Origin of the sequence: Hominimerdicola alba (assembly GCF_900112155.1) — a bacterium.
Classification (GTDB): Bacteria; Bacillota; Clostridia; order Oscillospirales; family Ruminococcaceae; genus Hominimerdicola; species Hominimerdicola alba_D.
Genome location: NZ_FOKQ01000036.1, coordinates 1 through 24,764 on the forward strand (window position 1 = coordinate 1; position 24,764 = coordinate 24,764).

22 protein-coding genes and 2 tRNA genes are annotated in these 24,764 nt (G+C 44.7%); 11 read left to right on the forward strand and 13 right to left on the reverse strand.

Features of this window, described 5'->3' with window-relative positions; translation table 11 throughout:
* Positions 1-1,176: relaxase/mobilization nuclease domain-containing protein (locus tag BM265_RS15550; RefSeq protein ID WP_074962923.1), on the forward strand; the 1,176-nt coding region annotated here is incomplete at its 5' end.
* On the forward strand, positions 1,173-1,316 hold the full coding sequence (locus tag BM265_RS20225) for a hypothetical protein (protein ID WP_177219615.1): 144 nt from the start codon (positions 1,173-1,175) through the stop codon (positions 1,314-1,316). The genes BM265_RS15550 and BM265_RS20225, both read left to right, overlap by 4 nt.
* 744 nt (positions 1,317-2,060) lie before the next feature.
* Here BM265_RS20225 and BM265_RS15555 read toward each other — a convergent pair.
* A complete protein-coding gene (locus tag BM265_RS15555; protein ID WP_074962924.1) occupies positions 2,061-3,515 on the reverse strand; it encodes an ABC transporter substrate-binding protein in 1,455 nt (484 codons plus the stop codon).
* 486 nt (positions 3,516-4,001) lie between these two features.
* On the opposite strand from BM265_RS15555, the gene BM265_RS15560 reads away from it, so the two are divergent.
* On the forward strand, positions 4,002-5,900 hold the full coding sequence (locus tag BM265_RS15560; protein ID WP_074962925.1) for a diguanylate cyclase domain-containing protein: 1,899 nt from the start codon (positions 4,002-4,004) through the stop codon (positions 5,898-5,900).
* 98 nt (positions 5,901-5,998) lie between these two features.
* Here BM265_RS15560 and BM265_RS15565 read toward each other — a convergent pair whose 3' ends face one another.
* The 9 genes from BM265_RS15565 to BM265_RS15605 form a co-directional block, all read right to left on the reverse strand.
* Positions 5,999-6,955, reverse strand: a complete 957-nt coding sequence (locus tag BM265_RS15565) for a hypothetical protein (RefSeq protein WP_074962926.1) — start codon at positions 6,953-6,955, stop codon at positions 5,999-6,001.
* 288 nt (positions 6,956-7,243) lie between these two features.
* On the reverse strand, positions 7,244-7,558 hold the full coding sequence (locus BM265_RS15570; protein WP_074962927.1) for a hypothetical protein: 315 nt from the start codon (positions 7,556-7,558) through the stop codon (positions 7,244-7,246).
* A gap of 183 nt (positions 7,559-7,741) precedes the next feature.
* Complete coding sequence (locus BM265_RS15575; RefSeq protein ID WP_074962953.1) at positions 7,742-8,437, reverse strand: GH25 family lysozyme; 696 nt, start codon at positions 8,435-8,437, stop codon at positions 7,742-7,744.
* Between the two features lie 102 nt (positions 8,438-8,539).
* Positions 8,540-8,863 carry a hypothetical protein gene (locus BM265_RS15580; protein WP_074962928.1) on the reverse strand — a complete coding sequence of 108 codons (324 nt, stop codon included), beginning with the start codon at positions 8,861-8,863 and terminating at the stop codon, positions 8,540-8,542.
* 190 nt (positions 8,864-9,053) lie between these two features.
* Positions 9,054-9,779, reverse strand: coding sequence for an RsmE family RNA methyltransferase (locus BM265_RS15585; RefSeq protein ID WP_074962929.1), 726 nt, complete (start codon positions 9,777-9,779; stop codon positions 9,054-9,056).
* 255 nt (positions 9,780-10,034) lie between these two features.
* Positions 10,035-10,787, reverse strand: coding sequence for a class I SAM-dependent methyltransferase (locus BM265_RS15590; RefSeq protein ID WP_074962930.1), 753 nt, complete (start codon positions 10,785-10,787; stop codon positions 10,035-10,037).
* A 1-nt stretch (position 10,788) separates the two neighbouring features.
* Positions 10,789-11,868 (reverse strand): FkbM family methyltransferase, encoded by a 1,080-nt coding sequence (locus tag BM265_RS15595; RefSeq protein ID WP_074962931.1) that lies wholly within the window; start codon positions 11,866-11,868, stop codon positions 10,789-10,791.
* A gap of 93 nt (positions 11,869-11,961) precedes the next feature.
* Entirely contained in the window at positions 11,962-12,360 is a 399-nt protein-coding gene (locus BM265_RS15600) for a PH domain-containing protein (RefSeq protein WP_074962932.1), read from the reverse strand.
* Between the two features lie 76 nt (positions 12,361-12,436).
* Complete coding sequence (locus BM265_RS15605) at positions 12,437-13,363, reverse strand: hypothetical protein (RefSeq protein ID WP_074962933.1); 927 nt, start codon at positions 13,361-13,363, stop codon at positions 12,437-12,439.
* 253 nt (positions 13,364-13,616) lie between these two features.
* On the opposite strand from BM265_RS15605, the gene BM265_RS15610 reads away from it, so the two are divergent.
* Positions 13,617-13,705, forward strand: a tRNA-Ser gene (locus BM265_RS15610).
* A 35-nt stretch (positions 13,706-13,740) separates the two neighbouring features.
* Positions 13,741-13,827 (forward strand) — tRNA-Ser (locus BM265_RS15615).
* Between the two features lie 372 nt (positions 13,828-14,199).
* Here the strand turns inward: BM265_RS15615 and BM265_RS15620 are convergent.
* Together BM265_RS15620 and BM265_RS15625 are read right to left on the reverse strand one after the other, a co-directional pair.
* Positions 14,200-15,249, reverse strand: a complete 1,050-nt coding sequence (locus BM265_RS15620) for a site-specific integrase (RefSeq protein ID WP_074962934.1) — start codon at positions 15,247-15,249, stop codon at positions 14,200-14,202.
* 131 nt (positions 15,250-15,380) lie between these two features.
* The gene (locus tag BM265_RS15625) at positions 15,381-15,608 is read right to left on the reverse strand and encodes a hypothetical protein (protein ID WP_074962935.1); all 228 of its coding nucleotides are present in this window, start codon (positions 15,606-15,608) and stop codon (positions 15,381-15,383) included.
* A 372-nt stretch (positions 15,609-15,980) separates the two neighbouring features.
* On the opposite strand from BM265_RS15625, the gene BM265_RS15630 reads away from it, so the two are divergent.
* From BM265_RS15630 to BM265_RS15645, 4 genes are all read left to right on the forward strand, one after another.
* Entirely contained in the window at positions 15,981-17,912 is a 1,932-nt protein-coding gene (locus BM265_RS15630; protein ID WP_074962936.1) for a leucine-rich repeat protein, read from the forward strand.
* Positions 17,913-18,397: 485 nt separating this feature from the next.
* Positions 18,398-19,504: a DUF6076 domain-containing protein gene (locus tag BM265_RS15635; RefSeq protein ID WP_074962937.1), complete on the forward strand. Its 1,107-nt coding sequence runs from the start codon at positions 18,398-18,400 to the stop codon at positions 19,502-19,504.
* 4 nt (positions 19,505-19,508) lie between these two features.
* On the forward strand, positions 19,509-19,925 hold the full coding sequence (locus BM265_RS15640; protein ID WP_242940869.1) for a hypothetical protein: 417 nt from the start codon (positions 19,509-19,511) through the stop codon (positions 19,923-19,925).
* A 116-nt stretch (positions 19,926-20,041) separates the two neighbouring features.
* Positions 20,042-20,752: a gamma-glutamyl-gamma-aminobutyrate hydrolase family protein gene (locus BM265_RS15645; RefSeq protein WP_074962939.1), complete on the forward strand. Its 711-nt coding sequence runs from the start codon at positions 20,042-20,044 to the stop codon at positions 20,750-20,752.
* 30 nt (positions 20,753-20,782) lie between these two features.
* On the opposite strand, the gene BM265_RS15650 is transcribed toward BM265_RS15645, so the two are convergent.
* Positions 20,783-22,108 carry an NYN domain-containing protein gene (locus tag BM265_RS15650; RefSeq protein WP_074962940.1) on the reverse strand — a complete coding sequence of 442 codons (1,326 nt, stop codon included), beginning with the start codon at positions 22,106-22,108 and terminating at the stop codon, positions 20,783-20,785.
* A gap of 592 nt (positions 22,109-22,700) precedes the next feature.
* On the opposite strand from BM265_RS15650, the gene BM265_RS15655 reads away from it, so the two are divergent.
* Together BM265_RS15655 and BM265_RS15660 are read left to right on the forward strand one after the other, a co-directional pair.
* Positions 22,701-23,231 (forward strand): RNA polymerase sigma factor, encoded by a 531-nt coding sequence (locus BM265_RS15655; RefSeq protein ID WP_074962941.1) that lies wholly within the window; start codon positions 22,701-22,703, stop codon positions 23,229-23,231.
* On the forward strand, positions 23,231-24,595 hold the full coding sequence (locus BM265_RS15660) for a PASTA domain-containing protein (RefSeq protein WP_074962942.1): 1,365 nt from the start codon (positions 23,231-23,233) through the stop codon (positions 24,593-24,595). The genes BM265_RS15655 and BM265_RS15660 overlap by 1 nt, the downstream gene beginning before the upstream one ends.
* Positions 24,596-24,764: the final 169 nt, after the last annotated feature.

Here is a 24,764-nt window from a genome sequence, read left to right on the forward strand (position 1 = left end):
ACTACGCCATACATCAAGAGCCTACCTATCCACAATTCACTCCGCGCTAGGCTGCTCTACATAATGAACCCCGAAAAAACGTCAGAGCGAACGCTCGTTACCGGGCTGAACCTCGAAACGGACGTTGACACTGCTATGCAGCAGCTCGCCATGACCTACGAAAGATACTCGCGCAAAAAGTTTAACGCCAAGCCGCCTACCAAAGGTGATAAGCCCGTAAAAGCGTTTCACCTGATTCAGTCATTTGCGCATTGTGAGTGTTCAGCTGAGGAAGCTCATGCTATAGGTATCGAGTGGGTGCGCAAGGCTTTCGGTGATGACTTTCAAGCTATGGTCTGCACCCACACAGACAAAGACCATATTCATAACCATGTGTTACTATGCCCTTACAGCCTTTCGGGCAAAAAGTTCAACAGCAAGTGGAAAACACTCTGGGATATCCGTCATGCTTCGGACGGCATCTGCCGGGAGCATGGTATCGGTATTATGGAACAGCTTAGAGCTCGCCCCGACCACGAATCGAACTCAATGTCGTATGGAGAATGGCTGCACCGAAGGCTGGGGGATTCTTGGAAAGAACGTATAAGAGTCCGCATTGATATGTTGGTGGAGTCGGTGTCTTCGCTCGATGAACTCTTATCAACTCTTGAGAGGCAAGGTTATACTATAAAGCGTGGCAAGTTCATCTCTGTCAAAGCACCTGATCAAGGCAGAGCCGTCCGCTTGAAAACTCTCGGGGCAAGATATGAGGAATCAAGGCTTGCAAGGCGAATTGAAAAGAGTATCACAAACCGACAGCCGCCCAAGTCAATCGATGAGATAATTGATGACGTGATTCAGGATTACAGCTATCGGACGCGCAAGCTGAAATTCGCTAAAGGGGTGCAGGACGATTTGGAGAATCTTAGTCACCAACTGAATATTATCAACTCCGAGAAAATCAACTCTATTGGTGAAGTCGACGATAAGCTGTCCACAGTTCGGAAGAAGGTATCGGAGATAGAAAATAGTATCAAGGCTGGCGAGGTCGAGCCATTCCAGATCGAACACTACTCGGAACTGCTCTCGCAGCTTCGGCAGCAGGAACGCGACTACAAGAGCATTTGGATACCTTCAATGAATTGTCATCTGGTGATTACATCTCGCGTATGGTCAGCGAGGTCAAGGCGAGAATGACGGAACAGGAGAAAGAAAAGCTGCGGCATTTGCAGGAGCAAAAGTATGAGATCTATTTGCCGAACGATGACAACTACGCTGCCCTTGCTGAATTAAAGCGACCGCCGACCATTGATAATTACACGAAGTCTTACAGCTGAAGCTGGTTCAATACCGAGGGCGAGAATGTTGTTCAAAAACTGGAGAGCATATGCAACACCAACAAGAATATCGCTGTCGGTATGATAATCAAAGTTGGTGGGACTGCATACTTTGTGGACACTATAGGATTCAAGCAGATCATTGGTTTTGAGAAGTCTGCGGTGAAGAAGAAATCGGAGCCTAAGAGAACTAAACCACGCAGATAATGGCTATATAACAAACTGAAACTTGGAGGGAACATTTTTCACGAAAAGCTGGCGAGGATTTTTGCACAGTCAGCAAAGCTGACTGTTTGCGGAGTCCATCATTCACCAAGGCACAAACTAAAATGCGAAGCGAACTATAAAAGAAAAGCAAACTACCCTCTCTGTCCAAAAGGCGCGGCAATAAAAAAATTCAGAGCGTGGACATCAAATTTCGCATATGCTCTTTCTATGTCCGTAATTATTGCCACACCCATCATTGTTCAGCGATAGCCACAGCCAACGAAGTCGCTGTTATCGGATTTCTCGACAAGAGGAACGATGGGCGAAAACCAACAATCTACCGAAAACAGCAAATTTCCGGATATCCCAACGCAATACCAATATACCCAAGCAACCAAATTACAAACTATATTTTTTCACCCCCACAAAGCAGAAAAACCGAGGCAAAGCCTCGGTCTTCCTGTAGGGTAAAAATGAAGGATATTTTTCGCATCAATTGCTTGCACACGATCAATGCGTTATATCGGGAAAGCTTAATTATTCAGCTGCAGCCTCTTCTGTTGCAGCTGCTGCGCCTGTATCAATGTTATCGTTAGCTTCCTTCAGCAGGTAGTCAACGGTAGCCTTGTTCTCCTCAACGTTCTGAGTCCATGTAGTAGCGCCGCCGCCTGTAACAACAGTAGCCTGTCTAACGTTCTGCATTGTGTTCTTCAGCTCTTCGGAAACGCCTTCCTGGAAGTCATACAGAGGATGATCATTACAGAGTCTGATAACCTCTTCTCTCATCTTGATCATCTCATCGTTCCACTTGTAGTCGTTCTTAAGCTGATTTACGCCGATCTCGTTAGCCTTTGTAAGTGTAGCCATACGGCAGTTCATGTATGCTGCAAAGCCCTCAGGGTTAGGAGCATTCTTACAGAGCAGATAACCGTCAACTCTGGAAGTTACGTAGTAAGTATCGCCATCGTCCAGTCTGGGCATAGGTACGAACATGATCTCGCCTGCTTCAACATCACCGAATGCGGTAACGTCCTTAGGCGCACCCTCGATACCCCACAGACCGCAGGGATAGAACAGGGTCTGGTAAGAACCAACGCCGAGACCTGTTGTGCCGTCGCCTCTGATAGACCAGTTGTTGGAAGCTCTGTCGAAGAATACCTCGTTCTTGCCCAGGTTGTACATCAGTTCCTGAACCTTAGCTACCTTAGGATTATCCATATTGTTAACAAGAGTACCATTTTCAAGGCTGATAAGAGGTACACCGCAGGTATCGTTCAGAGCAGCTGCATACCACCAGCCGTCCAGACCTACCTTCTCGTTATCCTGATCAGTGAATTCTGTACACATCTCGGTGAACTTGGACCATGTCCACTCATCGTTCCAGTACAGCTCAGCGGGATCGTCAAGACCGTTATCTTCAATAGTCTTTGTATTATAGATGCAGACATACTGAGGATAAGACTGTATACCTGCTACATAGTGATCGCCCTTGAATACGAATGCATCGCAGGTAGCCTTTGCAGGTGCCCACAGATCGCTGTTCAGATCTATATACGGATCGATGGGTTCAAACATTCCCTTGATGGCACCCTTTGGGAAACCGTCCATATCCATTGCGGAGAAGAAGTCAGGGGAATCGTTTGACATTACGTATTTAGCCAGATCGGTGTAACGATCGTCCCATGTTGTCTGTACATACTCAAAAGTACCGTCATAGGTATCTCTGAACATCTGAATATCAGGAGGTACTACCTGACCGTCGCCGGGGTTGATATCCCAGTGCGAGAGGAACTTTACGTTCTTGTTAGCAAGTTCGGTCTTATCGAGGTCTGAAGCAGCATCCTGTATAGCCTGCTTGTCCTCTTCTTTCATTTCAATTGTAGAAGCTGACTTCTTGTCGCCTTTGTCCTTATCACCGCTGCCGCATGATGCAAAGCCAACGCATACTGTCAAAGCAAAAAGGCCAGCCAGTAATTTCTTAGTAGTTTTCATAAAAATACCCTCCTTGAAAATAAAGCGTCATAATTTTGTGACGCCTGCCACTCTACTATGCAAGTATTATTTTAACAGTTTGTTCATCCAAAGTCAATTCGCTATTGTAACATTTATTGTTCAACATTTTCGTTAAAATCGCCGAATAACTCGCAAGAATAAAGTAGTTATTTAAACCAAAGTTCCAGTTAAATTTGCTACCCAACCAGCTCAGGAACTCGTATTTACGTTATTATTATATAATTTTAACCTAAGAATTTCTTACCAATAATTGCTAATGGCTGACCGTTTATTGCGGTAATTGTCTGAATTGGTGATAAATTTTATTTATTGTTTGATTTTTTTGGCAAATATTGCACAGATATTTTCTATTTTAGCAAATTATATTATTGACTTTACGATTTAACAATGTTATAATTTTGATAGCATAATACTACTTGTGTCCAATATATGTACAAAACGAACGTCCGCAACGGAGATGATGTTATGATAAACAGCAGAAAAAGCATAGCGATATTCACCTGTCAGGTCACATTGGGCTACCGCAGATTTTTTTGTGAAGCGGTCAATGAAGCTGTGACCGCAATGGGCTACAATGCTGTCTTTTATAATTTCTATGGCGTTGTAGGAAGTAAACATTCCGATTACTCCGATTATGAACATAAACTTGTAGATGTCATACCTTACGACCAGTTCAGCGGTATAATCTTCGATGAAGAGTCCATAACCATAGATGGTCTGGTGGATAAGCTTGTCGCCAGGATCAAAGAAAAAGCCACTTGTCCCGTAGTAAGCGTTTCCAGTTATATGAAAGGCTTTTACAACCTTTGCTTCGATGACGACGCAGGTATCGAACTTATGGCAAGACATCTGTATGAGGATCACGGCTGCCGCAGGATCGGATTCCTATCGGGGCCTATGTGGCACATGGACGGCGTAAAAAGGTATCATGCATTTAAAGCAGCAATGACAAAGCTGGGTCTGCCCGAAGAAGGCGCAGGCATATTTGAAGGTGATTTCTGGTATAACAAAGCCAGAGAAGCTGCCGAGTTCTTCGCAGGCGAGGGTAAAGAACGCCCCGAGGCTATCATATGCGCCAATGACTACAGCGCCATGGCTCTTTGCAAAGAATTTAAAGATATGGGTCTGCGCATACCGGAGGACGTTATCATAACAGGCTTTGACGGCATAGAGGAAGGTCAGGAGCATATCCCGCGGCTGACCACCGTTGACCACAGACGTGACGATATCGCCAAGCAGGCTGTCACACTTATAGATAATATACTCAAGGGTCAGGAATATCCCGAGATCTCCTACGTATCGCCAAATCTTATCTACGGCGATTCCTGCGGCTGCACCAAAGCCGATCCCAAAGTGGAGATCGAAAGGCTCAACGGCTACGCCGACCAGACCAGATCAATGCATTATTATCTTAGCGATATCATCGGCGCTACCCTTAAAATGAATATAGTCGAAAGCATCGGCGAACTTGAAAGGTCATTTGCCGATTATGCTGTTAATTTCGGCGGTTACAGAAGTTTCTGCGTTATGACTTACGTGGATGAGAACGGAAAAACTTCGCTTGAAAAGGGCATGAACACCCCCACCAATAAAGCCTACCCATCTATCCTTGTGGACAGAAAAGGCGACTATGAGGGCGTCGAGCGCAAGGTCATATCCACCGATGATTTCCTGCCAACAGAATCTGCTGACGAACCTAGGATAGTCTATATAACAAGTATGCACTGCGGCGACAGATGCTTTGGCTACTGCTCCATCACCATGACGGGCACCAAAGCTTTCAACGAGTTTTACTATGTCTGGATAGCAACACTTGCAGTGGCTATGGAATCTCTGCTGCGAAGCAATAATATCCGCGAGCTCATATCCAGTCTTGAGTATACCAGCATCAGGGACGGACTTACAGGGCTCTACAACCGCCGTGGTTTTGTACTTCGCTCCACCGAAGCTTCACGTGCAATGAAAAACAACAGCCCCGCCTGTGCCATGGTCATTGATATGGACGGTCTTAAACCAATAAACGACCACTACGGCCATGCCGAAGGCGATATTGCCATAAAGACTCTTGCCGATATCATCAGCAGCGTTTTCAAAGATAAGGCTATCGCAGGCAGAACAGGCGGCGACGAGTTCTACGTTTTCGTCCCCGACTGTACCGAGGATATGGCTCTCGCTTTCAGGGAACAGTTCTATACCGCCATAGCCCGCATCAACAATTCCTCGGATAAGCCCTATATACTCGACGCAAGCTTCGGTGCTTTCACCCACCAGATGACCCCGGACTACAAAGTTGAGGAACTTATCCGCATAGCAGACGAGCGAATGTATGCCGAAAAGCAGAAAAAACGCGCTAACCGTGAATAAGTATCAGTTGATAATATTGAAAGGCAGTACCGCACAATAGTGCAGCACTGCCTTTTTTTCATGACTTATCTTTTTTTGATGGATAATTTATCCCCGCCTTATTCATCAAGCTTCAGTACGCCGTTTGCACGAAGCTGTCTCAGGAAAGTAAATCTCGCGATATCCTTGCATTCGGGCTTTATCATGTAATACATATAGTGTTCAAGCAGATTGAGGGTCTCATAAGTCCTGCCCTCTATCTTGAACTGGCTGAATCCCATGGGAACATATTTGTTCCATATATCGTCAGGTGTCACATGGGTGCTGAGATCCTGTATATCAAAAATAGTCCTGTTAACGCTGGGACATTTTGAGAACTGCTTTGCCTCAGGGTACTTCTGATAAAGGGCATCGGTAGAATATGTGTTCGCAGGGTGCTTTTTTACGTGGTTAGCAAAATCTATCTGCTGTAAGCCGATGAACCTGTAATGCTCGGAACGTCTTTTACAGCCGGGATCACAACAGGCATTTACTAGTATCTCGCACTTATCCTTATCAAGTATCTTTTCAAGTATATCAAATTTATTGTTGAGGTCGTAGTCGATGACAACTATATGATAATCCTTCTCGACCTCAGCATACATAGCCTCAGGGTCAGTTATACGCTTGCAGGTTGAGCTTGTCAGCTTGTATTTCGGATACTGTTTTCTGATATATTCTTCAAGTATGGGAGAAAAAACGATAGCTTCATTCAGACCGTTATTCGCAAGATTCATGACCATATTGCAGAAATCATCGCTGAGGTGCTTTTTCTCGATCATGGGATTGGTAAAAGTAAACCTGAGAGGGATACCTCTGTCGTTAAAAGCCCCGATGACCGTCTTTACATAATCCTTGTCGCAGTAACCGCCGCACATACGTCCGCCGTTCCACAGCGATGGCGGAAAACAGCCGTATACGGAAGCTATCTCCACACCCTCACGGAAGTATTCGGGACATCTTTTCAGCATCTCTGCAAAGATTATATTGAATCTGAAATGGCCGGCAAAATCCGGCAAATGGAATCGTACTCTCATAATAATTTCCTTTCATCTTTCATTTGGGAAATTTACCCGTACTCCGCAACGAAAGGCGTTACGGAATTCTGTTTGAATAACATTATATCATGTTTTATAGCAAATGTAAAGACATAGGTAAACAAATTCACGATACGCCCCTATGCGACCCTATGCCACCGCATCCGATGGCTAACGAGAAGCATACTACGCACCCTAACTATGTACGCAACGAACCGAGCTGTCCGCCCGAGAACACATAAAAAGGGCTGTACAGTAAATGCACAGCCCATATTATCGGTATTATAATTACTCGTCGTCAGTCAGAGAATCCTTGAATTCCTCAGCCTTGTCTGCCAGGTCTTCAACTGCTTCCTCTGCCTTTTCAGCCAGATCCTCAGCAGCCTCGCCAACCTTCTCAGCCAGGTCTACATCATCAACAGGCTCTTCAACCTTGTCAAGATCCTCTTCAGGTGTGGTGTCATCGATGCAGTCATCGAAATCGTCATCAAGATCCTCGTAATCGTAATCCTCAAGCTCCTTGCGCTTCTTATATGCCATAACAGCAGCAGCGCCGCCTGCAACTACGCCGATTGCGAGTAATGCCTTAAAAATATTTCCCATTTTGAACACTCCATTTCTAAAAAATTATCTCTCTAAATCAAAATTCAGATTACTGATATTATACCACACTTTGTTCAAAAAATCAAGCGACGTAAGCTAACAAAAATTATTTTTCGTCATTTTATTCAAATTTTGCAGAGCGTTTTTTACATAGGATATCCGCAATGCGCCCAACAGCCCTAATTATCGGGCTCCGAGCGTTATCGACTCAAGGTCTTCCATACTGCCGCTGAACACGTTCATATCAATGAACTCTTCATCGCCGTCATAACCATCGAACTTCTCACTGTCGCTGTACTGCCAGAAAGTCCACTCATTGTGCAGAGGTCTGAAAAACACGTTGCGCTCCCAGAGCATACAGCCATCAAATGCTTCTTTGTAACGAAAGCGTGTCTTTAATGTCGTATAGATTATGGGCTTTGTGCCGTACTTTTCCTCTATCGCGGAGATCATGGCCTTAATCTCAGGCACAGCTTCCTCTGCAGGCTTCGGAGAATCCGTATATTCCCCGTAAAGCTCCACATCGATAACAGGCGGCAGCATACCCTCGGTCTGACCCGTGCTTTCAAGAGCATTTATGAAATTTTCCGCCTGAGTGCTTCCCGCACTGTCAAAGCTGAAAAAGTGATAAGCTCCCGCAACAAGCCCCGCTTCTCTCGCCCCGGTGAAATTCTCCACGAACATATCGTCAGTCGAGCCGCTGCCCTCTGTCGCCTTTACAAAAACAAAATCCATGTGCTGCGATAGCTCAGCCCAGTCCGTCTGCCCCTGATAGGACGATATATCCGCGCCTTTCAGCCCCTTGGGATGATTTATCTTTATCACCCTGAACCACAGAAGCGCCGCAAACACTGCCATCGCCGCAAAAAGTAAAAACATTACGACAAAAGCGTGCTTTAATTTCTTTGATCTCAAATCCACATTCCTCCATGCTAAATCTTAACGCAACAGTGCTTAGTATAACACGGAAGACCCCATTTGTCAAGCCGCCCTGCTCCTGCGTGAACGCTTTATAAGATGCAGACCTCTGCGTGCTTCTCTCGCCTTTCTCTCTTCTGCCCGCTCATCAAGGACTTTCAGCCTTTCCGCAGCCGACTTTCTCTTATCGTCGATGCGTGCCAGCTCAGCAGCCACAAGAGCGCACAATACCATCATACATATCACAAAAGTCCGTGCAGGCGAGACAGTTGCTGCCCATACCAGTCCCGATGCTCCCACCAGACCTTTTATCACTCCCTTATACCAGCCCTCGCCCGAGGAATATTCGTTGATGACCAAAACTATCAGTGTGCCTACAAGTACCATTTTTTCTAACTTCCTTTCCACGCCCTTTTCCCTTTGGCGTGAACTTATTATAGCACATAGTTTTTCATTTGTGGTAACTTTTTTTGTACAGATGAAATTTTGACACGATTTTTGTATACTAGGGAGTTTTTTAGTACACATAAAAAAGCACAGCCGAAGCCGTGCTTTCTTTTATCTTATCAGATGATCGTCAGATATTCCCGGTAAGGCTCATAACTACCGCGATAGCCGCAAGGGGAGCAGTCTCACAACGCATGATCCTTGGACCCATGCCGATGACCTTAGCGCCCTCAGCACGGCATTTCTCTACTTCCGCTTCATCGAATCCGCCCTCACTGCCGATGAATATGCCGATATCACGACAGTCCGCAGATACCGTTTCCGACAGCGGAGCACCGCCCTTTTCGTAGCATATAAGCCCCAGCTCATGCTTACCGAGACGCTTCGCACATTCCTCCGCCGAGATAAGTTCACCCACAGTAGGCACAATGCTGCGCCCGCACTGCTTTGCGGCTTCAAGAGCTATCTTGTTCAGGCGCTCCCTCTTTTTGCGGAAACTTTTCTCATCGGGTCGGGATACACACCGTGAAGTCAAAACAGGCACCACTTCAAACGCACCAAGCTCCACTGCTTTCTGTACAATAAGCTCCAGCTTGTCCGATTTCGGCATCGCCTGATAAAGTGTAACCCTAACCGATGGCTCGCCGCTGCCCTCGCTGACACTCAGCACCGTCAGCCCGCACTGTTCGTCCGATACCGAATCCAGCCTGCAAGTATAGTCCTTGCCTTCACAGCATACAGTCAGCTCGTCCCCAAGACGCATACGCAGACTTCTCCCGATGTGCACAGCGTCCGCACCGTTTATGACCGCGTGCTCTCCGTTTATATCCTCTTTGCTCACAAAAAATCTAGGCATTTTATTCCTCCATCGTGAAATAAGTAAAATTTTTACTATCTTTCATGTTTAACACAAATTGTTTTCACAGTACAAACACATTTTGGCAGTATATTATTAACTGTCGGATGATTCCGACGGCTTATGTTTCGGTATGTTGGCTTTTACCCCAAGCCTGCATATATACATAGTTGGCAGATCAATCTGCCGACTTCTCCCCTATAATTTTTTTATTTGTTTTCACCCGCAAAATTTGTGGGTGTTTTTTCTTTGCCTTTAAGGCTTGCCGATGTACGCAACGGTACTGTTTTCTATCACGATCTCTCCTCCGCAGGCATATTTATCAAATATATGCTCCATGTCACGAATATACTCGTTATACCTCTCATCACCCTGCTTCAGCGAATAAGAACCCGACAAGCACCTCGCAGTATATCTCTCCTTGTCATAAAAAAGCGGATGTGCAAAGGATATACGTTCATAGTTACCGCTAAAGAAACTGACGATGCTCTCATCGTCTTTTTTTATTCCCCCGCCGAAGCCTCTGAACTCGGGACAGTAGGCTTTGAACAGATCATATAGTTCTCTGTTGATCGCGGCGCTCATATCCCTGATATTCCATACCAGCACAGCTATACCGCCTGTTTTGAGTATCCTTCTGCATTCAGCCCTGAACCTGTCTGTATCGAACCAGTGGAAAGCCTGCGCCGATGTCACAAAGTCTACCGATCCTGAACCCAGCGATGTATTCTCCGAATCACCATTCACGCTGTGGTATCCCGCAAATACTCTCAGCTCGTCTTTCGCAGCAAGCCTCATATCATCGTTGGGTTCAACGCAGTATACCTCGCTGTCTCTCTCCAGCAAAAGCCGAGCGAATTTCCCTGTGCCCGAACCAACATCAGCTATCACCGAGTTCTTTGAAAAGCCGTATCTGTCATACAGCCTGTCTATCAGTTCTGAGGGATAACTCGGTCTGCCTGCTGTATAGTCCTTTGCTCGTCCGTCAAACTTCTTTGAAGTATCCATTTCAGCCTTCCCTTTGATCTTTCGGCAAACAGATAAGCTCCGTCTCCCAGGCGGGATAGTAGCTCTCCTGCCGCATAAAAAACGAATATCCGCCGTAAATCTCACTCACCGCCAGGGGGATGTCGATGTAATCATAGCACCGATGATACAGCGCACAGCACAGCTTCGGGTGATATTTCATGATAGTATTCTCCGAGCCTTTCAGCGCAGGGATATCCGCACCCTCAACATCATACTTTATGTAGGTACACTCCCGACCGCCAAGCACACTGTCAAGGCTTCTCGCGGCGATAAGTCCCCTGCCGTCACCGTCAAGCCGAGCCTGTCTGCCTGCACCGCCGTCGAATCCCATCACCGTATCATGGGACCATGCAGCCGCATTTATAAACTCTATATCATCTATATCAGTACAATTTCTTACACACTTCTGAAAATTGCGCTTCTCGGGTTCGAGGGCGTATATTTTTTTGCACCCGCCTGTCGCATTGACAGTCTGCAAAACAGTATCGCCGTTGTATGCCCCGAGGTCGCAGTATATCTCGCCTTTTTTCAGCCCCAGAAGCGGCGAAGGCTTAGTGCCGTCAGTGAATATCTCTTTCAGATACTCCAGCCTGCCGGTTATCTTGCTTGCCGTCAGCCCCGTAAATACTTTTCTCGACTGCTCGTCCGCCAGCATACGGTAAACCTTTTTCGCCCGTGAAATATCCTTAAAAAACTCCGTCTTGTCAAAAGCCCTGTCCCCTGCCACGGGAACATCGGGAGCATACAGCGGGTGCTTTGCGCCGATTTCATCTATCCGCGCCATTATCTCAGGCAGAGAAGTACCGAAAGCCAGCAGTACCACAAACTCCCCGACTTCCTCTTCCACCTGCGAGAGCCGCTTCACTTCATATCCGCAGAAGCTCTGCCCCCTGACAAAATCGTCACTTGCGAACACACCATCCGCCCTGATGCCCCTGTCAGCGCACCATTTCAGAACCTTTTCGCCGCCGTTGCCCATACCGTAGATATACACAGGCAGACCGCTCCGCTTTATCTGTGCAGCACATTCGGGCAGTGCCGCAAGCTCCGCAAAGTCCATTTTCACACCTCACATAAAAAATGAATAATGAATAATCGCTGTCGCCTGTTATTCATTATTCACTATCCATTATTCATTTTTATCCGAGCAGCCTTATTCGTCGCCGTCCTCGGGAATGCCGTTCTGGTCAAATCCGCCGTAGAGTTCTCTGCCCCTTGTGCGGTACCTGTCGCGGTTCATATCTATATACTGGTCGAGAAGCTTCATTACCTCCCGAGGCTTTTTAACAGACTTTATCTCCTTGACGGGAGTATCCACATCACGCACATTCATAACGATAGTGCCGCAGCCTACCATTCTGTCGCCCATAGTTAGCACCAGCTTTTTATCCAGTACCCTGTAAAGCTCCAGCTCGTCCTCCTGAACGCTGAAAATTCCCGTTCTGGTGATGAACTTGCTATCTGTCAGATAATATCTGGTAAACGACCAGGGAAGCCCGAGAAATGTACGCTTCTTATCTGTCCATACATAATCAAAAACGTCTTTTTTCATAAGGACACACCTCATTCCTTAACATTATATTTACAATATACCATATTTACATACTTTTGTCAATATTAAAACGCTGCTATCCACGGGCAACCTCATCATCATATATCACCCATCTGACAGCGTCAGGTGCAACATCGGAAAGATACTGCCCCGGAACAGTGCAGGTCAGCTGCCACTTGGATACTATATCTTTATTATCGCTGTATTTCCTCTTCATGTATATCGTCAGCTCTCTGTCGGATTCAACTGCATGAAGAAATTCATACTCCGCTGCTCCTCCCGAACGGTCGCCGTACAGAAATACCACGTTGGTATTGAATCCGCCATTGTCTTCAAAAGCCTTCATATCTTTCATGACGTTCTCAAGCCCCAAAATCTCATGATATTTATCACAATAGTTCACAAACTCAGTATACGATGAAAAATACCTCTGATAAGGAAAGGTGATCGCCGCCGTTGAGGATACCCTGTAATTAGTGCAGGTGACGGGGATATCATGATATCCTTCGTTATTCGAAGCGGGAACTGTATTCAGCAGGATATCGCTGAGATAGTATTCCATCTCACGGTTGGTATCATTATATATACAACATACCTCCACAGGGCTGACGACCCTGCTTGTCTCTACAACTTCGTCGCCGTCCTTCTGTTTAACACTTATTAGCGCCGTGCTGCCCGTACCGCTCTCGGATATCAGCATGACAGAATCCTCACTGCACACCGTTACCTCAGCTTTCTCTGAAGAATTTACATTTATCAGAAAATCCTTCCACTTAACGCTGTCGGTACTGCCCTTCATCACGCAGCCGTTTTCCTCTGCGATCTCGGAGGTTATCTCTCCTCCGTCCCAGCTGTAATACAGACCATCTCCCTCATTGTTCCTTCTGCTGAACGAATGATCCGCTTCATCTGAGGATACATCGGAGAAATCGAAAAAAGCGCAGCCGCCAAACAGAAGTACAGCCATAAGCACCGCCGTCAGCGATAAACTTCTGAATTTCATGCGCACCCCTCCCCGAATATTCATAGTAAACCACACAGTTTATATGCCGCTTACTATACATACTCTTTAAATTATATCACACTTACATTCCTTTGTTAATACGTGAATTTTATCAAATCTACCCGGCTCATTTTGGTCATTCTGACTTGCAAAAATATTTCTGAAAAATCCGAAATAATTTTTTTCAAAAAACTATTGACAAATCGAAAAAAATATGCTAAAATAATTAAGTCGCTAAGAGATGCGACGCTCTGGACAGGTGTCCGAGTGGTTTAAGGAGCCGGTCTTGAAAACCGGTGATACGGCAACGTACCGTGGGTTCGAATCCCACCCTGTCCGCCACTTATTTTTTCAAGGCATAGCGCCTATATACTTTTGCGGATTTACCCAAGTGGTGAAGGGGCTCCCCTGCTAAGGGAGTAGGTCTCGAAAGGGGCGCGAGAGTTCAAATCTCTCAATCCGCGTACAAGCTATATTCCGAAAAGCCCCGAAAAATCGGGGTTTTTTCTTTTATATTCCCGATCTTGCAGCACCTTGTGTGACAGCTTTTCTGTAAGATTTGGCACCATTTTGCCTGTTTTAGCGGTATTCTGCAATCAAAGATCACACAAAAATCACACGCGGATTTTTTTAAGAGTGACTTGGTGTGTGACTGATTTTTGGATTGATCTTGGCTTAAAAGTCGGATCTGGCTTGAAAGTTGAATATTGGCTTAAAACCGGTTAGAGAGGTGGTTTTCTGTATTGCCTATTTCAAGCCGGTCACACAGAATCACACAAATCATTCGTGCAAAGTCACACAAGATCACACGCCCGAAATACTGTTTTACTGTTATTTTACGTCAGCAGAGATCTGCCCGTGTCAAGCGCTCCCGAGAAGAAATCATCTATCTGCTTCTGATATTTTTCCTCCTCAGAGGACAGCGTCTGAACATAGTGCCTGTACATAGTTGTCGGATTGCTCCAGCCGCCTAAATGCTGAACGTAATCGTCAGGTATCTGCAGCGATTTAAGTGTAGTCGCAAATACCGCACGCAGATCGTGGAACTTCATTTCATAACCCTGGGCAGCCATCAGCCTGCGGAATCCTTTGTACAAACAATTGTAGCCAAGTGGTACTATAGGATCGGTATCGCTGCTGTAAGGCTGTACCATTATCATTTCATACAGTTCCTTCGGAAGACTGACCGTTCGCGTGCTGCCTTCGGTCTTGTTGAAATCATTATGGTGATCCTCTCCGTCAGAATAAACTACCGATCTCTGGATACTGAGCCACTTTCCGTCCTTTGAGATATCACCGTACTGTAACCCTCTGATCTCGCTGATACGAAGCGAGAGCCACATCGCCAGCAGACATGCAAGCTCATACTTCGTTCCCTTGATAGTACGAATTATTATCTCGGGCGGAGGAAGGAGCTTTTTCTTTTGCCTGCTTTTCGTGAAAGTTACACGCTTCTTGAAATTGGTCTCGATCCCTTGAAAAGAAAGTGCCGCCTGCAAAAGGCTCACTGCCTCAGATATGGATTTTCCCGAAAGTCTCGCCGCATCTACATTGACAGCCAGCTGTACATCGGGTACACTGAGCTCGGTTATCTTCTTGTCCATAATAGCCTGAAGCCTTGTCTCGCTTATCATCTTATAAGTCCGTATCGTTATGGGTGAAACAGTATTGGTACGCGATTCTATGTACTGATTGATGGCGCCTGCCACTGTCATCCTATAAACTGCCTGACCTACACCGTACCTTGTTATGTAATCCATAGCCATCTTTTCTGAAGCAAATGCGGTATCAGCCGTAAAGCTTTTGGTTATTCTTTTGCCATTGGCATCCTTGCCAACAATTACCTGTGTCCTGAATCTTCCCGATGGAAGCTTTTGTGCTTTCATAAATTACCATCCTTTCTGCATCGGGAGAACAGAATGTTGTTTGTCCTGATGCAATTATAACACGTATCCCTCACTCTTTCAAGCTAATTTCTTTCCGAAAGTATGTTCTTTTCGTTACTTTTTCCTGCTTTTCAGAAATTTACCAGCACATCTATGGTCAGACCCGTTGATGTCATGAAGTTCTCCAGTCGTTCCAGTGAAAGATGACCCGCATCGCTGTCATACTCGCGTAGTGTCCTCACAGACAGCATAAGATAGCGTGCCAGTGTCTCATCGTCAACATCATTGATCTTCTGCCAGCACCTTATCTTGCACCATATCCTGCGGTGAAGCGGTATCTTGTTTCCTTTGTTTCTCAATCAGCATTCCTCCGGTTCTATTATTAATATAGTATATCTTTCATATTGATCTATACTTATTTTTACATTGCGATCACTCCCCTTTTCCAGATAAAATCTCTCTGCTATACGCCCCATCGGTATGCCATCTGTGCATAAACCCACGCGACAATTGTTATCACATGATAATTAATTAAAAATATTCCTCTATTAACTGAAATTATACCTGAATTCCATTGATTTTTATTACAAATTGATGTATAATTTATCTATAGTAAATATTATGTGTAACCCACACATAATAACAATTAATTTATCGGGTAATTATTTTAATTATACACTTATTTTCGTGACTTGCAGACACAATCGGTAATTTGAGGCGGAGGGATAGTTATGGCAAAGAAATTTTTAACAGGACTTATAGCTTTTGTTTTATTGTTCGGCGGGACAACACTCCCTCAGGGTAAATCTGTAATGGCTCCTGCAGTGACTGCAAATGCAGCAAATACCGAGGACGGAAATTTCCAGTATAGTTACACAGACACCTCCATGAGCGGTATGGAGATACAGAAATATCTGGGCAGTGATACAAAGGTTGTCATCCCCTCGGAGATCGATGGCAAGCCCGTTGTGAGCATCAAAAGATATGCTTTTTCGGATAATACCAAAATAACAAGCGTCACCATACCCGACACTGTAACTACCATAGGCTGGCAAGCCTTTGAGAACTGTACAAGCCTCACTGAAATAAACGGCGCAGACGGTCTGCAGGTGCTGGGCAGCTATGCTTTCAAAAATACAGGTCTTAAAAAGCTGAATCTGCCTAACAGTATCACCGAGGTGGGATACCAGGCTTTTGCTAACTGTACAGACCTTGAAACCATCAGTATCCCGTCTTCCCTCACCGATATCCGCGGAAAGGCTTTTGAGAATACAAAGTGGCTAAGGAACAAGCAGAGGCAGAACAGCGTAGTTACCGTGAACGGGATAGTCATCGACGGTACGGACTGCAGCGGAAATATCACCATACCTAACGGTGTTGTTGGCATCGGTGACAGTGCCTTTACATTAAACAAAAAAGTCACAGGCGTAAGCTTCCCCACAAGCCTTAAGACCATAGGCTCCTTTGCTTTCGGCTGCTGTGAAAACATAAAGAACCTGAATATCCCAAGCAGTGTTACGACCATAGAATACGACGCTTTCAAGAGCTGTTTCGGACTTGAAAACGTAACTATCCCAAAAAGCGTAACTTCTATCGGCGGTGAAGCTTTCCTGGGTACTCAGTGGCTCACAAATCTGCGGGCGAAAGATCCTGTGGTGGTAGTAAACAATATGGTCATTGACGGCAGAAACTGTTCAGGCAGAGTAGTTATACCCAATGGCGTGAAAACCATATGCCAAAAAGCATTCTATGAAAACGACAGGATAACAGACATCACTTTCCCCAGCAGTTTAAAAGAGATAGGCAGTGAAGCATTCTACTACTGCACAGCTATAAAAGATATCGTACTCCCCGACGGTGTTACCACCATAGGTCAGGGCGCTTTCAACAACAACCAGAGCCTTAAATATGTCGATATTCCCGACAGTGTTACCGAAATGGGTATGCAGGCTTTCATAGAATGTAAAGCTCTTCCCGAAGTGACCATACCCGGCAGCCTTGAGGAAATACCCATTGAAGCATTCAGAGGTTGTACAAGCCTTAAAGTACTGAATGTAGAAAACGGTGTTAAGTCCATAAGCCACTATGCATTTGAAGGCTGCACCGCACTCAACGAGCTGTATATCGCAGGAAGTGTCAATGTAATAGGCGGATACACATTCAAGGATTGCGTAAGCTTAATCGAGATATCCTTCAGCGAAGGACTGCAAACAATATCACCGTATGCTTTCCAGAACTGCAATAATATCAGAACAATTACTCTCCCCGAAAGCGTTACCGCTGTCACGACTACATCTTTCAACTTTAAAACAGAGGGTTTTAAGATCAGAGGCTATGAGGGTTCTTTTGCACAAAAACTGGCAAAACGCATGGAAGTCGAGTTTGAAGTCATCGATAAGACCGAGATACCCGACGAACCTGACATTCCCGATGATACCACCACTGAAAGCGAGAGTGAAACTCCCGAAGAGCCTAAAAAAGGCGATATTTCAGAAGACGGCGTAATAAACGTATCCGATATCACTAAGATGGCGGCACATATCAAAGGCAAAAAAATGCTTAAAAACCCTGCCAGAGCTGATCTGAACGGAGACGGCAAGGTCAACGTTACCGACCTTTCAAAGCTGGCTGCCCACGTAAAAGGCAAAAAGCTGCTGTTCTGAAAAAACAGCCACAGCAATATCAGTATTGCTGAAAAACCATGGGTGTAAAAATGATCAAATATATTCTCCCTGAATTTCCCCTGCATCTTTGCGGGGGTTTTTCTTGTTTAATTAAGAGCCGCAGTTCTGCCGCTCAATGGCGTTCGCACTTATGTTCTCTCCGCAAGATATATAATACCAGAAAATTTGTTCGATGTCAATAGATGTGAGATATACTCTCTACCTCACTTCATCTCACTTCTATTTTTATAAAAAATCTCGAAAAACGAAGAAAATTAAAGATAAATGCAAAATCCTCAGGAATTTGACTTAAAATACTTGTCAAGCGCAGAATACCCGTACATATGTTTGTGCATTTTGCCATACAGACTTTTGATCGATCCACTTGAAACTCAGAGGGATTTCGGATATAATAGTAGTTGTAAAATAAAAATACGCCGTCACATCTTCTGTAAAGGCGTATACTATTATAAAGGAGAACACAAATGCTTGGTTTCACAGCCTATTTTTACAAGACCCACTCCATGATAGAGGGCGCAGGGCAGTTCAAGACCAATGAGATACTTCTGGCATATCTTGAATATGACTTTCCCGACCTGCGCGAACTTCTGGACAAGTGCAAAAGCTTTGAGCGCAGGCTCCATTATCCTGAGCTGGGAGATGAGAACATCGAGTTCGATGACCTGATACAGAAAGCATTTATTTTCTACGACAAGCTCGATGCAATGATCGAAAAACTTCCGCCCTACAACAAGCTGCAAGTCAAACGCAACAGGCTGTACAGCATAATGAACGATCACAAAGAACTTTTCCGAAATGACCTTGAAAACCACGGAGAAAACTACTGGCCGCCAGAATTCTACGACCATTTCTACACTCCGGATTTTTACGACGACCTGGATGCGGATATGTACGACAGCGCCCTCAGGCTAAACCGCCAACTCGCCGCACTAACAAAGGAATACCGCATATTTATTGAGGATTGTATCCGCGTGAAAGAGATATATGCCGCATTCCTTGAAAAGCTCCACGCAGGCAAGGAGTACCTAGATGCTAAAGAGACCGCGGACATCTACCGATTTTTTCTGTCCGAACAAGAGAATCGTCTGAACATCTACGCAAGACTGGAGCCATCAGGAACCATGTCCGAGACTTTTGTCCCCCTGAATCCGGAGGGCGATTTCGTAATGTACGAGAGGTACAAATTCAGCACTATCGGCGGATTTCTCTACATCGACCTGTTCAAGGGTCTGCAAAACCACTACCTGCCACGCAAGTGCGGACTATGCGGAAGATACTTCCTGCTTGAAGCAACAGCCTACTCCCCTTTCTGCACCCGCCCCGTCAAAGGCAAACGCGGAAAGACCTGCCGTGACCTGGGACACAGCAAGACCTACGCCGACAAAGTCAACAGCGACCCGATACTGCTGACCTATACCAAAGCCTACAAACAGCACTACGCCCGCTATCTCAAAAAGAGAATGACTCAGGCAGAGTTCCGTGAATGGGCTGACTATGCGCTGGTGTTAAGACAAAAGGCTTATGATAAGGAACTCGGTTTTGAGGAATATGAGGAAAAGATCAGAGCCTGATCTTATGAAAATAAAAAAACATGAGGTGCTATTTATGTTCGATTTTGTAAGAAAACTTAACGAAGAATGTGACGTTCCCCTACCCCAAAAAGGAGATCAGGATTGGGAATTCTGTGCGGGAGACTATACCCGAACCGAGTATTATATCAAATTCTATAAAAAATACTCCGATGAAATGGAGTCAGGTGATTTTTCAGATAAGGAACAATTAAGCGATATGATAATCCAAGGAATTGAAGACCTGTTGACGTATACCGATGATACAGAATATGCTGATAAACTATGGAATGAATTTCGGCAGATACTAATAAACGACGAGCTTTACCGCAATATCGTGTACTGGTCTTGTATCGGTCACCCCCTTGAAAACTGCTGGAAGATCACATCAAGAATGAGAGATCTGCTCAGAGAACTGATATAGATCAGATATGTTCTGATAAATCAGTCTTGACAGGCTATGCCAAAAGATGTATAATACAGTAAAGCGAAGGTGCTGTTTATCTCAACAGCACCTTTATTTTTTTCGGAGGTATTGTTATGAAGAAAATTCCGATCATTGGCATTATACCGTTAATAGATTATTCCAAAGACAGCTACTGGATGGTACCAGGATATGTGAATGGTCTGAAACAGGCGGGTGCATTGCCGGTTATTCTCCCGACCATAAAAACTGATACCGAGGCAGAAATGCTCGCTGATATGTGTGACGGATTTCTGTTCACCGGTGGGCAGGACGTTGACCCTGCAATCTATAGCGAGAAAAAATCAGAACTTTGCGGTGAGTGTTGCCCCGAACGAGATGTTATGGAGAAACTTCTGCTGGAAACGAGTATGAAAAGAAATAAACCGATCCTCGGCATATGCAGAGGTATCCAATTCATAAATGCTGTTTTAGGCGGTACACTGTGGCAGGATATCCCGAAACAGTTTTCCGATAAGCTAACACATTGCCAAAAGCCACCGTATGATATTCCTGTTCATGATGTTTCGATACTTAATGATACACCTTTATACGAACTGCTGAAAAAGGAATGTATCTCCGTGAACAGTTATCATCACCAGGGAGTTCGTGAATTATCGCCTAAGCTGAAATGTATGGCGAGATCGCCTGACGGGCTTATTGAGGCAGTATATTCTCCCGAGTATAAATTCTTGTGGGCAGTTCAATGGCATCCGGAGTTTTCTTATGAGAAAGACGAAAACAGCCTGCTCATATTCAAAGAATTTGTAAGCTGCTGTTCAGCGTAAACAAAAAGGACGGCACAAACCGTCCTTTCGTTATTTCTGTATCTCAATAACAAACCTTCCCTCTGAGTTCAGCTTTAGCCGCAAGGTCTTTACGTACCTGGTACAGAAATTCTCCATTTCCTTTTTGGTAGCGGTCACTCTAGTGGCTTCATAGATCTTATGCGTAAGCTCCAGAGGGCTTTCCCCGCAGATTGTCGGGAAATGCTTTTCAAGCTCTGCAAAAAGTACAGCTCGCTTCATGTCCTCAGTGGCAGCGGAACAGAAATCGTCAATTGCACAATAGTAGATACCGTGCTGTGTCAGGGCTGACTGTATCGCAGAACCTATCTTTTCATATTCGTACATCACTAGAAATTGTGCATCGGGCAGACTTTTGATAAGTCCCCAGAAGTCCGAATCGCTTGATACTATTATAAAAGATGTTATCCCGTCGCGGTAAAAATCCGTGACTACGCTTGCAGTCATCCGCACATCAACAAGGGATTTTCTGTCAGATACTCTTTCTATCTCGATATGTTCGACGGGTATCATGGTGAATTTTGAGAGCCAGTCCCAGCCTGCGGTAGTGTTCGGGTCATCATACAGCGTGATCTTTTCTATCTTTGAAAGTTCGTCCTGATTCAAACCTTTGAGAACACTGTACAGCTTGAATGGGTTGCTGTTCTCACAATCGACAGCAATAGCAGTTTTCTCCGAGCTGTCGATAAATCCGTAAATATTATTTCTTGTTTCATCATCTGCGTCCCGATATTTCGTGTAATCCGTGAAAACATCGCCGTGCATTTCGTAGATAAGTTTCAGAAATTTTCTGTCGGTGTATATGATGTTTCCCACGTCGGCAGGCTTCCAATGGATGTACATCTGAAAGGGATAGTGCTGGATATTCTTCATGTATTTATCAAATTCTTCTTTCAGCACTCCCGCTTTCTGGTATTTCGGGATATAAAACAGATCTCGTATATACTCCCATATTATCCAGTCGTAAAAAAGATGAGAGCATTTATCTATATTTTCGTTTATCAGTCTTGTGAAGTCATGCATATACTTCTCTGAACGGTAATTCGCCTGAATTATAGGTATCCCCCATTTTTCCAGCTGTCTGATATTATCCTTATCGTACCATTCGATAGAAGTAAGATTTTTCAGATCATAGCGCATAGCAGTATCCGTTTTTTTGAAATGCTGCAAAAGTGCAGTACGGAGCTTGCACAAATATCGTATAACGGTAGCATCACGGTCTGCATAAAGCTTGTCGAGAGTAGCCTTGCACTCAGCGAAATTCAGCTCTAAGATATCCTTTCGGACACCTATCAGGTAAGAGATCGTGGTTACTACTTCTTTTGTATCAACGGTCAAGAGCTTACCTCCTATTCATCGTAGATCTTAGGATAATTATTTCTTATAAGTAATATGCTTCCCAATGTTTTCACCTCACATTCATTGTAAAAATTAAACACGCGCTCACATCACATTTTGATTTTTATGATAATAATAAACAGCAGTATTCGTTCCTGAAAATACTGCTGCTTTTCTCTTTTTGATGGATACATTTAAAGTATCGACACATCAGGTGATATGCACCGTGAATGTCGATATGTGTATTTGGATAGATAGTACTAAGTCTTTACAGCAGTGGATTTTTCAGTAGTTTGTCGTTTAAGTTCGTGTTTTATTTCAGCGCCTGAACAGCACTTTTTACCAAACAATAACAGTAACGCCCCATTAATCTTTATGTAATTGTAACACACTGCACTAAAGTTGTCAATAGTTATTATAAATTTCATTTATTTAACAATTGTAATTGCTACCCACGATGTGAAAAAGTTCGCCGCGCGCACGTTCATGGAATGTTAACAAAAATCTGTTATAATTTTCTTCCGATGATGTCTCATTTCCTGCTTCGGATACGACTAACATAGTGAAACGTTTCAAAAAGTGAGGTCATTGTATGACGGATAAAGAACTTATCGAAAAGCTGAAAAGCTCACCCCAAGCGGGGCTTGCGGCTGTGGTCGACAGGTATACGGCTTATGTTATGAAGATAGCTCGTACAAAGTTGAACGGCATTTGCAGCAGTGAGGATATTGAAGAAGCGGTCAGCGATATATTTTTCAAATTCTATCAGACGGGTCAGAGCAGCGGCTTTGATATACGTTCGGTGAGAGCGTACCTTTCCGTGATAGCGGGAAGACACTGCACCGATGTGTTCCGCAAGCATATATCTTCCCCCGATATCCTTCCACTGGAGGATGCGGGAGAGATACCTACGCAGGAGCCATTGTCTGATAACCGTACCACCCTCGCGGCGGCAGTAAAAAAGCTGGGCGAGCCTGATACAAGCATATTTATCCGAAAATACTTCTTCGGTCAGAAAACAAAGGAGATCGCCGAAGAACTTCACTTAAATCCTAAAGCGGTAGACAAGAGAGTATCGAGAGGTCTTGTCAAGCTGAGAAAAATACTAAAGGAGGAAGAGTAATGAAGCGTGAAAATGAAGAGATGAAATTAGATCTTTCCGTGCAGGACGCAGAGCTTTTCGAGGATACCTTTGCGGGATTTGAAGAAAATGCCGAAGTCACCGATGCCGAAAAGAAGCGTGTACTTTCCTCCGTAATGAGAAAGGCAGGATTTGAGATGAACGAGATAATCAACGAAAAACGAAAGAATATAACAGCATCAAAAACGGATGATACAGAAGTACGCAGAGGCAGGATACAGGTAAAACGCGGCGGTATCATTGCAGCCTGCATCGCAGTTCTGACAGTTGGCGCGGTCACAGTGGGTATGCTCCATATGAACAATATCAATGCCGATATACCCGAGCCCGCAGGTCAGCCGACAGTTGAGGGTCAATCAACCGATGCTGATGATACCGACACTTCGGATGATGAGTATACCGACACTATGGATGATAACGCAGAAGAACTCCTTCCCGATCTGGTAGGCAGAAAGCTGACAGATGTACTCACAGAGTACGAAGGAAAGGTTAAAATCGGTGTAACCACCGAATACAACGATGAATACGAAGAGGGCATCATCTACGGACAGTATACTCCCGCAGGCACGCCTTTAAAGGACATCGATACTCTCACAATGATAGTCAGCAAGGGAAAGCAAAAGAGATTTATTCCGGATGTATCAGCATCAGAACGTGAAGTTGCCGAAGAAGAGCTCAAAGCAGCAGGATTCAAACCTGTTGTAAAGGAGATATTCGATGAAGAAGTCCCCGAGGGCTTTCCTATAAAGACCTACCCCGGACCAGGAACTGAGGTTTTATTGGATAGTGAGGTAACGCTGTTTATTTCAAACGGCAAGTCAGGTGAACCCGAAACCGTGACAGTACCCGATGTGGTAGGTATGAAAAAAGACGAGGCAATGCTGCTACTGAAAGAAACAGGTCTTTGTGTAAGGCATAAATATGTCTTGAGCAGTGCCGAAAAGGGTACTGTCGTTGAGCAGTCTGTCGAACCCGATACAACCCTGAACAAGTACGACGATATAATCATCTCTGTTTCTGATGGCGTTACTGAACCTATCAAGTTAACAGTAAGTACGCCGTTGCCCGGAGATCTGCGCGGCTCCTACCGTATTGATCTCTGTGACGGAGACGGAACGGTGAAGTATACAAAATCCATAAATGCAGATACCCTCGGAGATGTAAAAACATTCGACTTTGACCTGGAAGGCATTGGCGCTGAGAAGTTCACAATTATAATTACAAGCGTTGAAACAGACAAGTCGGTAATATATGGCGATTTTGCAGTAGATTTCTCTAACAAAACAGCTGATATGTCAAATACTTTAAATATAGCTGACCTGCTGGCTCTGAATCCCGCAGAATAATATTATCGAACTGAGATAACAAAACGATCGGAAAAGCGCGTAAACGGCACCAAGCTGTTTACGCGCCTTTTCTTGAAAATGACACGGACACGATCAATGAATTTCAGCATTTGACTTAATGTTCGCGGTATGATATAATTGAAATATACCCTTGTAAAATGGAATCAAA

Bases quoted from the DNA above. Each gene is read 5' to 3' on its own strand.
- BM265_RS20225 (WP_177219615.1), top strand. From the start codon at position 1,173: ATGACGGAACAGGAGAAAGAAAAGCTGCGGCATTTGCAGGAGCAAAAG.
- BM265_RS15555 (WP_074962924.1), bottom strand. From the start codon at position 3,515: ATGAAAACTACTAAGAAATTACTGGCTGGCCTTTTTGCTTTGACAGTA.
- BM265_RS15560 (WP_074962925.1), top strand. From the start codon at position 4,002: ATGATAAACAGCAGAAAAAGCATAGCGATATTCACCTGTCAGGTCACA.
- BM265_RS15565 (WP_074962926.1), bottom strand. From the start codon at position 6,955: ATGAGAGTACGATTCCATTTGCCGGATTTTGCCGGCCATTTCAGATTC.
- BM265_RS15570 (WP_074962927.1), bottom strand. From the start codon at position 7,558: ATGGGAAATATTTTTAAGGCATTACTCGCAATCGGCGTAGTTGCAGGC.
- BM265_RS15575 (WP_074962953.1), bottom strand. From the start codon at position 8,437: ATGTTTTTACTTTTTGCGGCGATGGCAGTGTTTGCGGCGCTTCTGTGG.
- BM265_RS15580 (WP_074962928.1), bottom strand. From the start codon at position 8,863: ATGGTACTTGTAGGCACACTGATAGTTTTGGTCATCAACGAATATTCC.
- BM265_RS15585 (WP_074962929.1), bottom strand. From the start codon at position 9,779: ATGCCTAGATTTTTTGTGAGCAAAGAGGATATAAACGGAGAGCACGCG.
- BM265_RS15590 (WP_074962930.1), bottom strand. From the start codon at position 10,787: ATGGATACTTCAAAGAAGTTTGACGGACGAGCAAAGGACTATACAGCA.
- BM265_RS15595 (WP_074962931.1), bottom strand. From the start codon at position 11,868: ATGGACTTTGCGGAGCTTGCGGCACTGCCCGAATGTGCTGCACAGATA.
- BM265_RS15600 (WP_074962932.1), bottom strand. From the start codon at position 12,360: ATGAAAAAAGACGTTTTTGATTATGTATGGACAGATAAGAAGCGTACA.
- BM265_RS15605 (WP_074962933.1), bottom strand. From the start codon at position 13,363: ATGAAATTCAGAAGTTTATCGCTGACGGCGGTGCTTATGGCTGTACTT.
- BM265_RS15620 (WP_074962934.1), bottom strand. From the start codon at position 15,249: ATGAAAGCACAAAAGCTTCCATCGGGAAGATTCAGGACACAGGTAATT.
- BM265_RS15630 (WP_074962936.1), top strand. From the start codon at position 15,981: ATGGCAAAGAAATTTTTAACAGGACTTATAGCTTTTGTTTTATTGTTC.
- BM265_RS15635 (WP_074962937.1), top strand. From the start codon at position 18,398: ATGCTTGGTTTCACAGCCTATTTTTACAAGACCCACTCCATGATAGAG.
- BM265_RS15640 (WP_242940869.1), top strand. From the start codon at position 19,509: ATGAAAATAAAAAAACATGAGGTGCTATTTATGTTCGATTTTGTAAGA.
- BM265_RS15645 (WP_074962939.1), top strand. From the start codon at position 20,042: ATGAAGAAAATTCCGATCATTGGCATTATACCGTTAATAGATTATTCC.
- BM265_RS15655 (WP_074962941.1), top strand. From the start codon at position 22,701: ATGACGGATAAAGAACTTATCGAAAAGCTGAAAAGCTCACCCCAAGCG.
- BM265_RS15660 (WP_074962942.1), top strand. From the start codon at position 23,231: ATGAAGCGTGAAAATGAAGAGATGAAATTAGATCTTTCCGTGCAGGAC.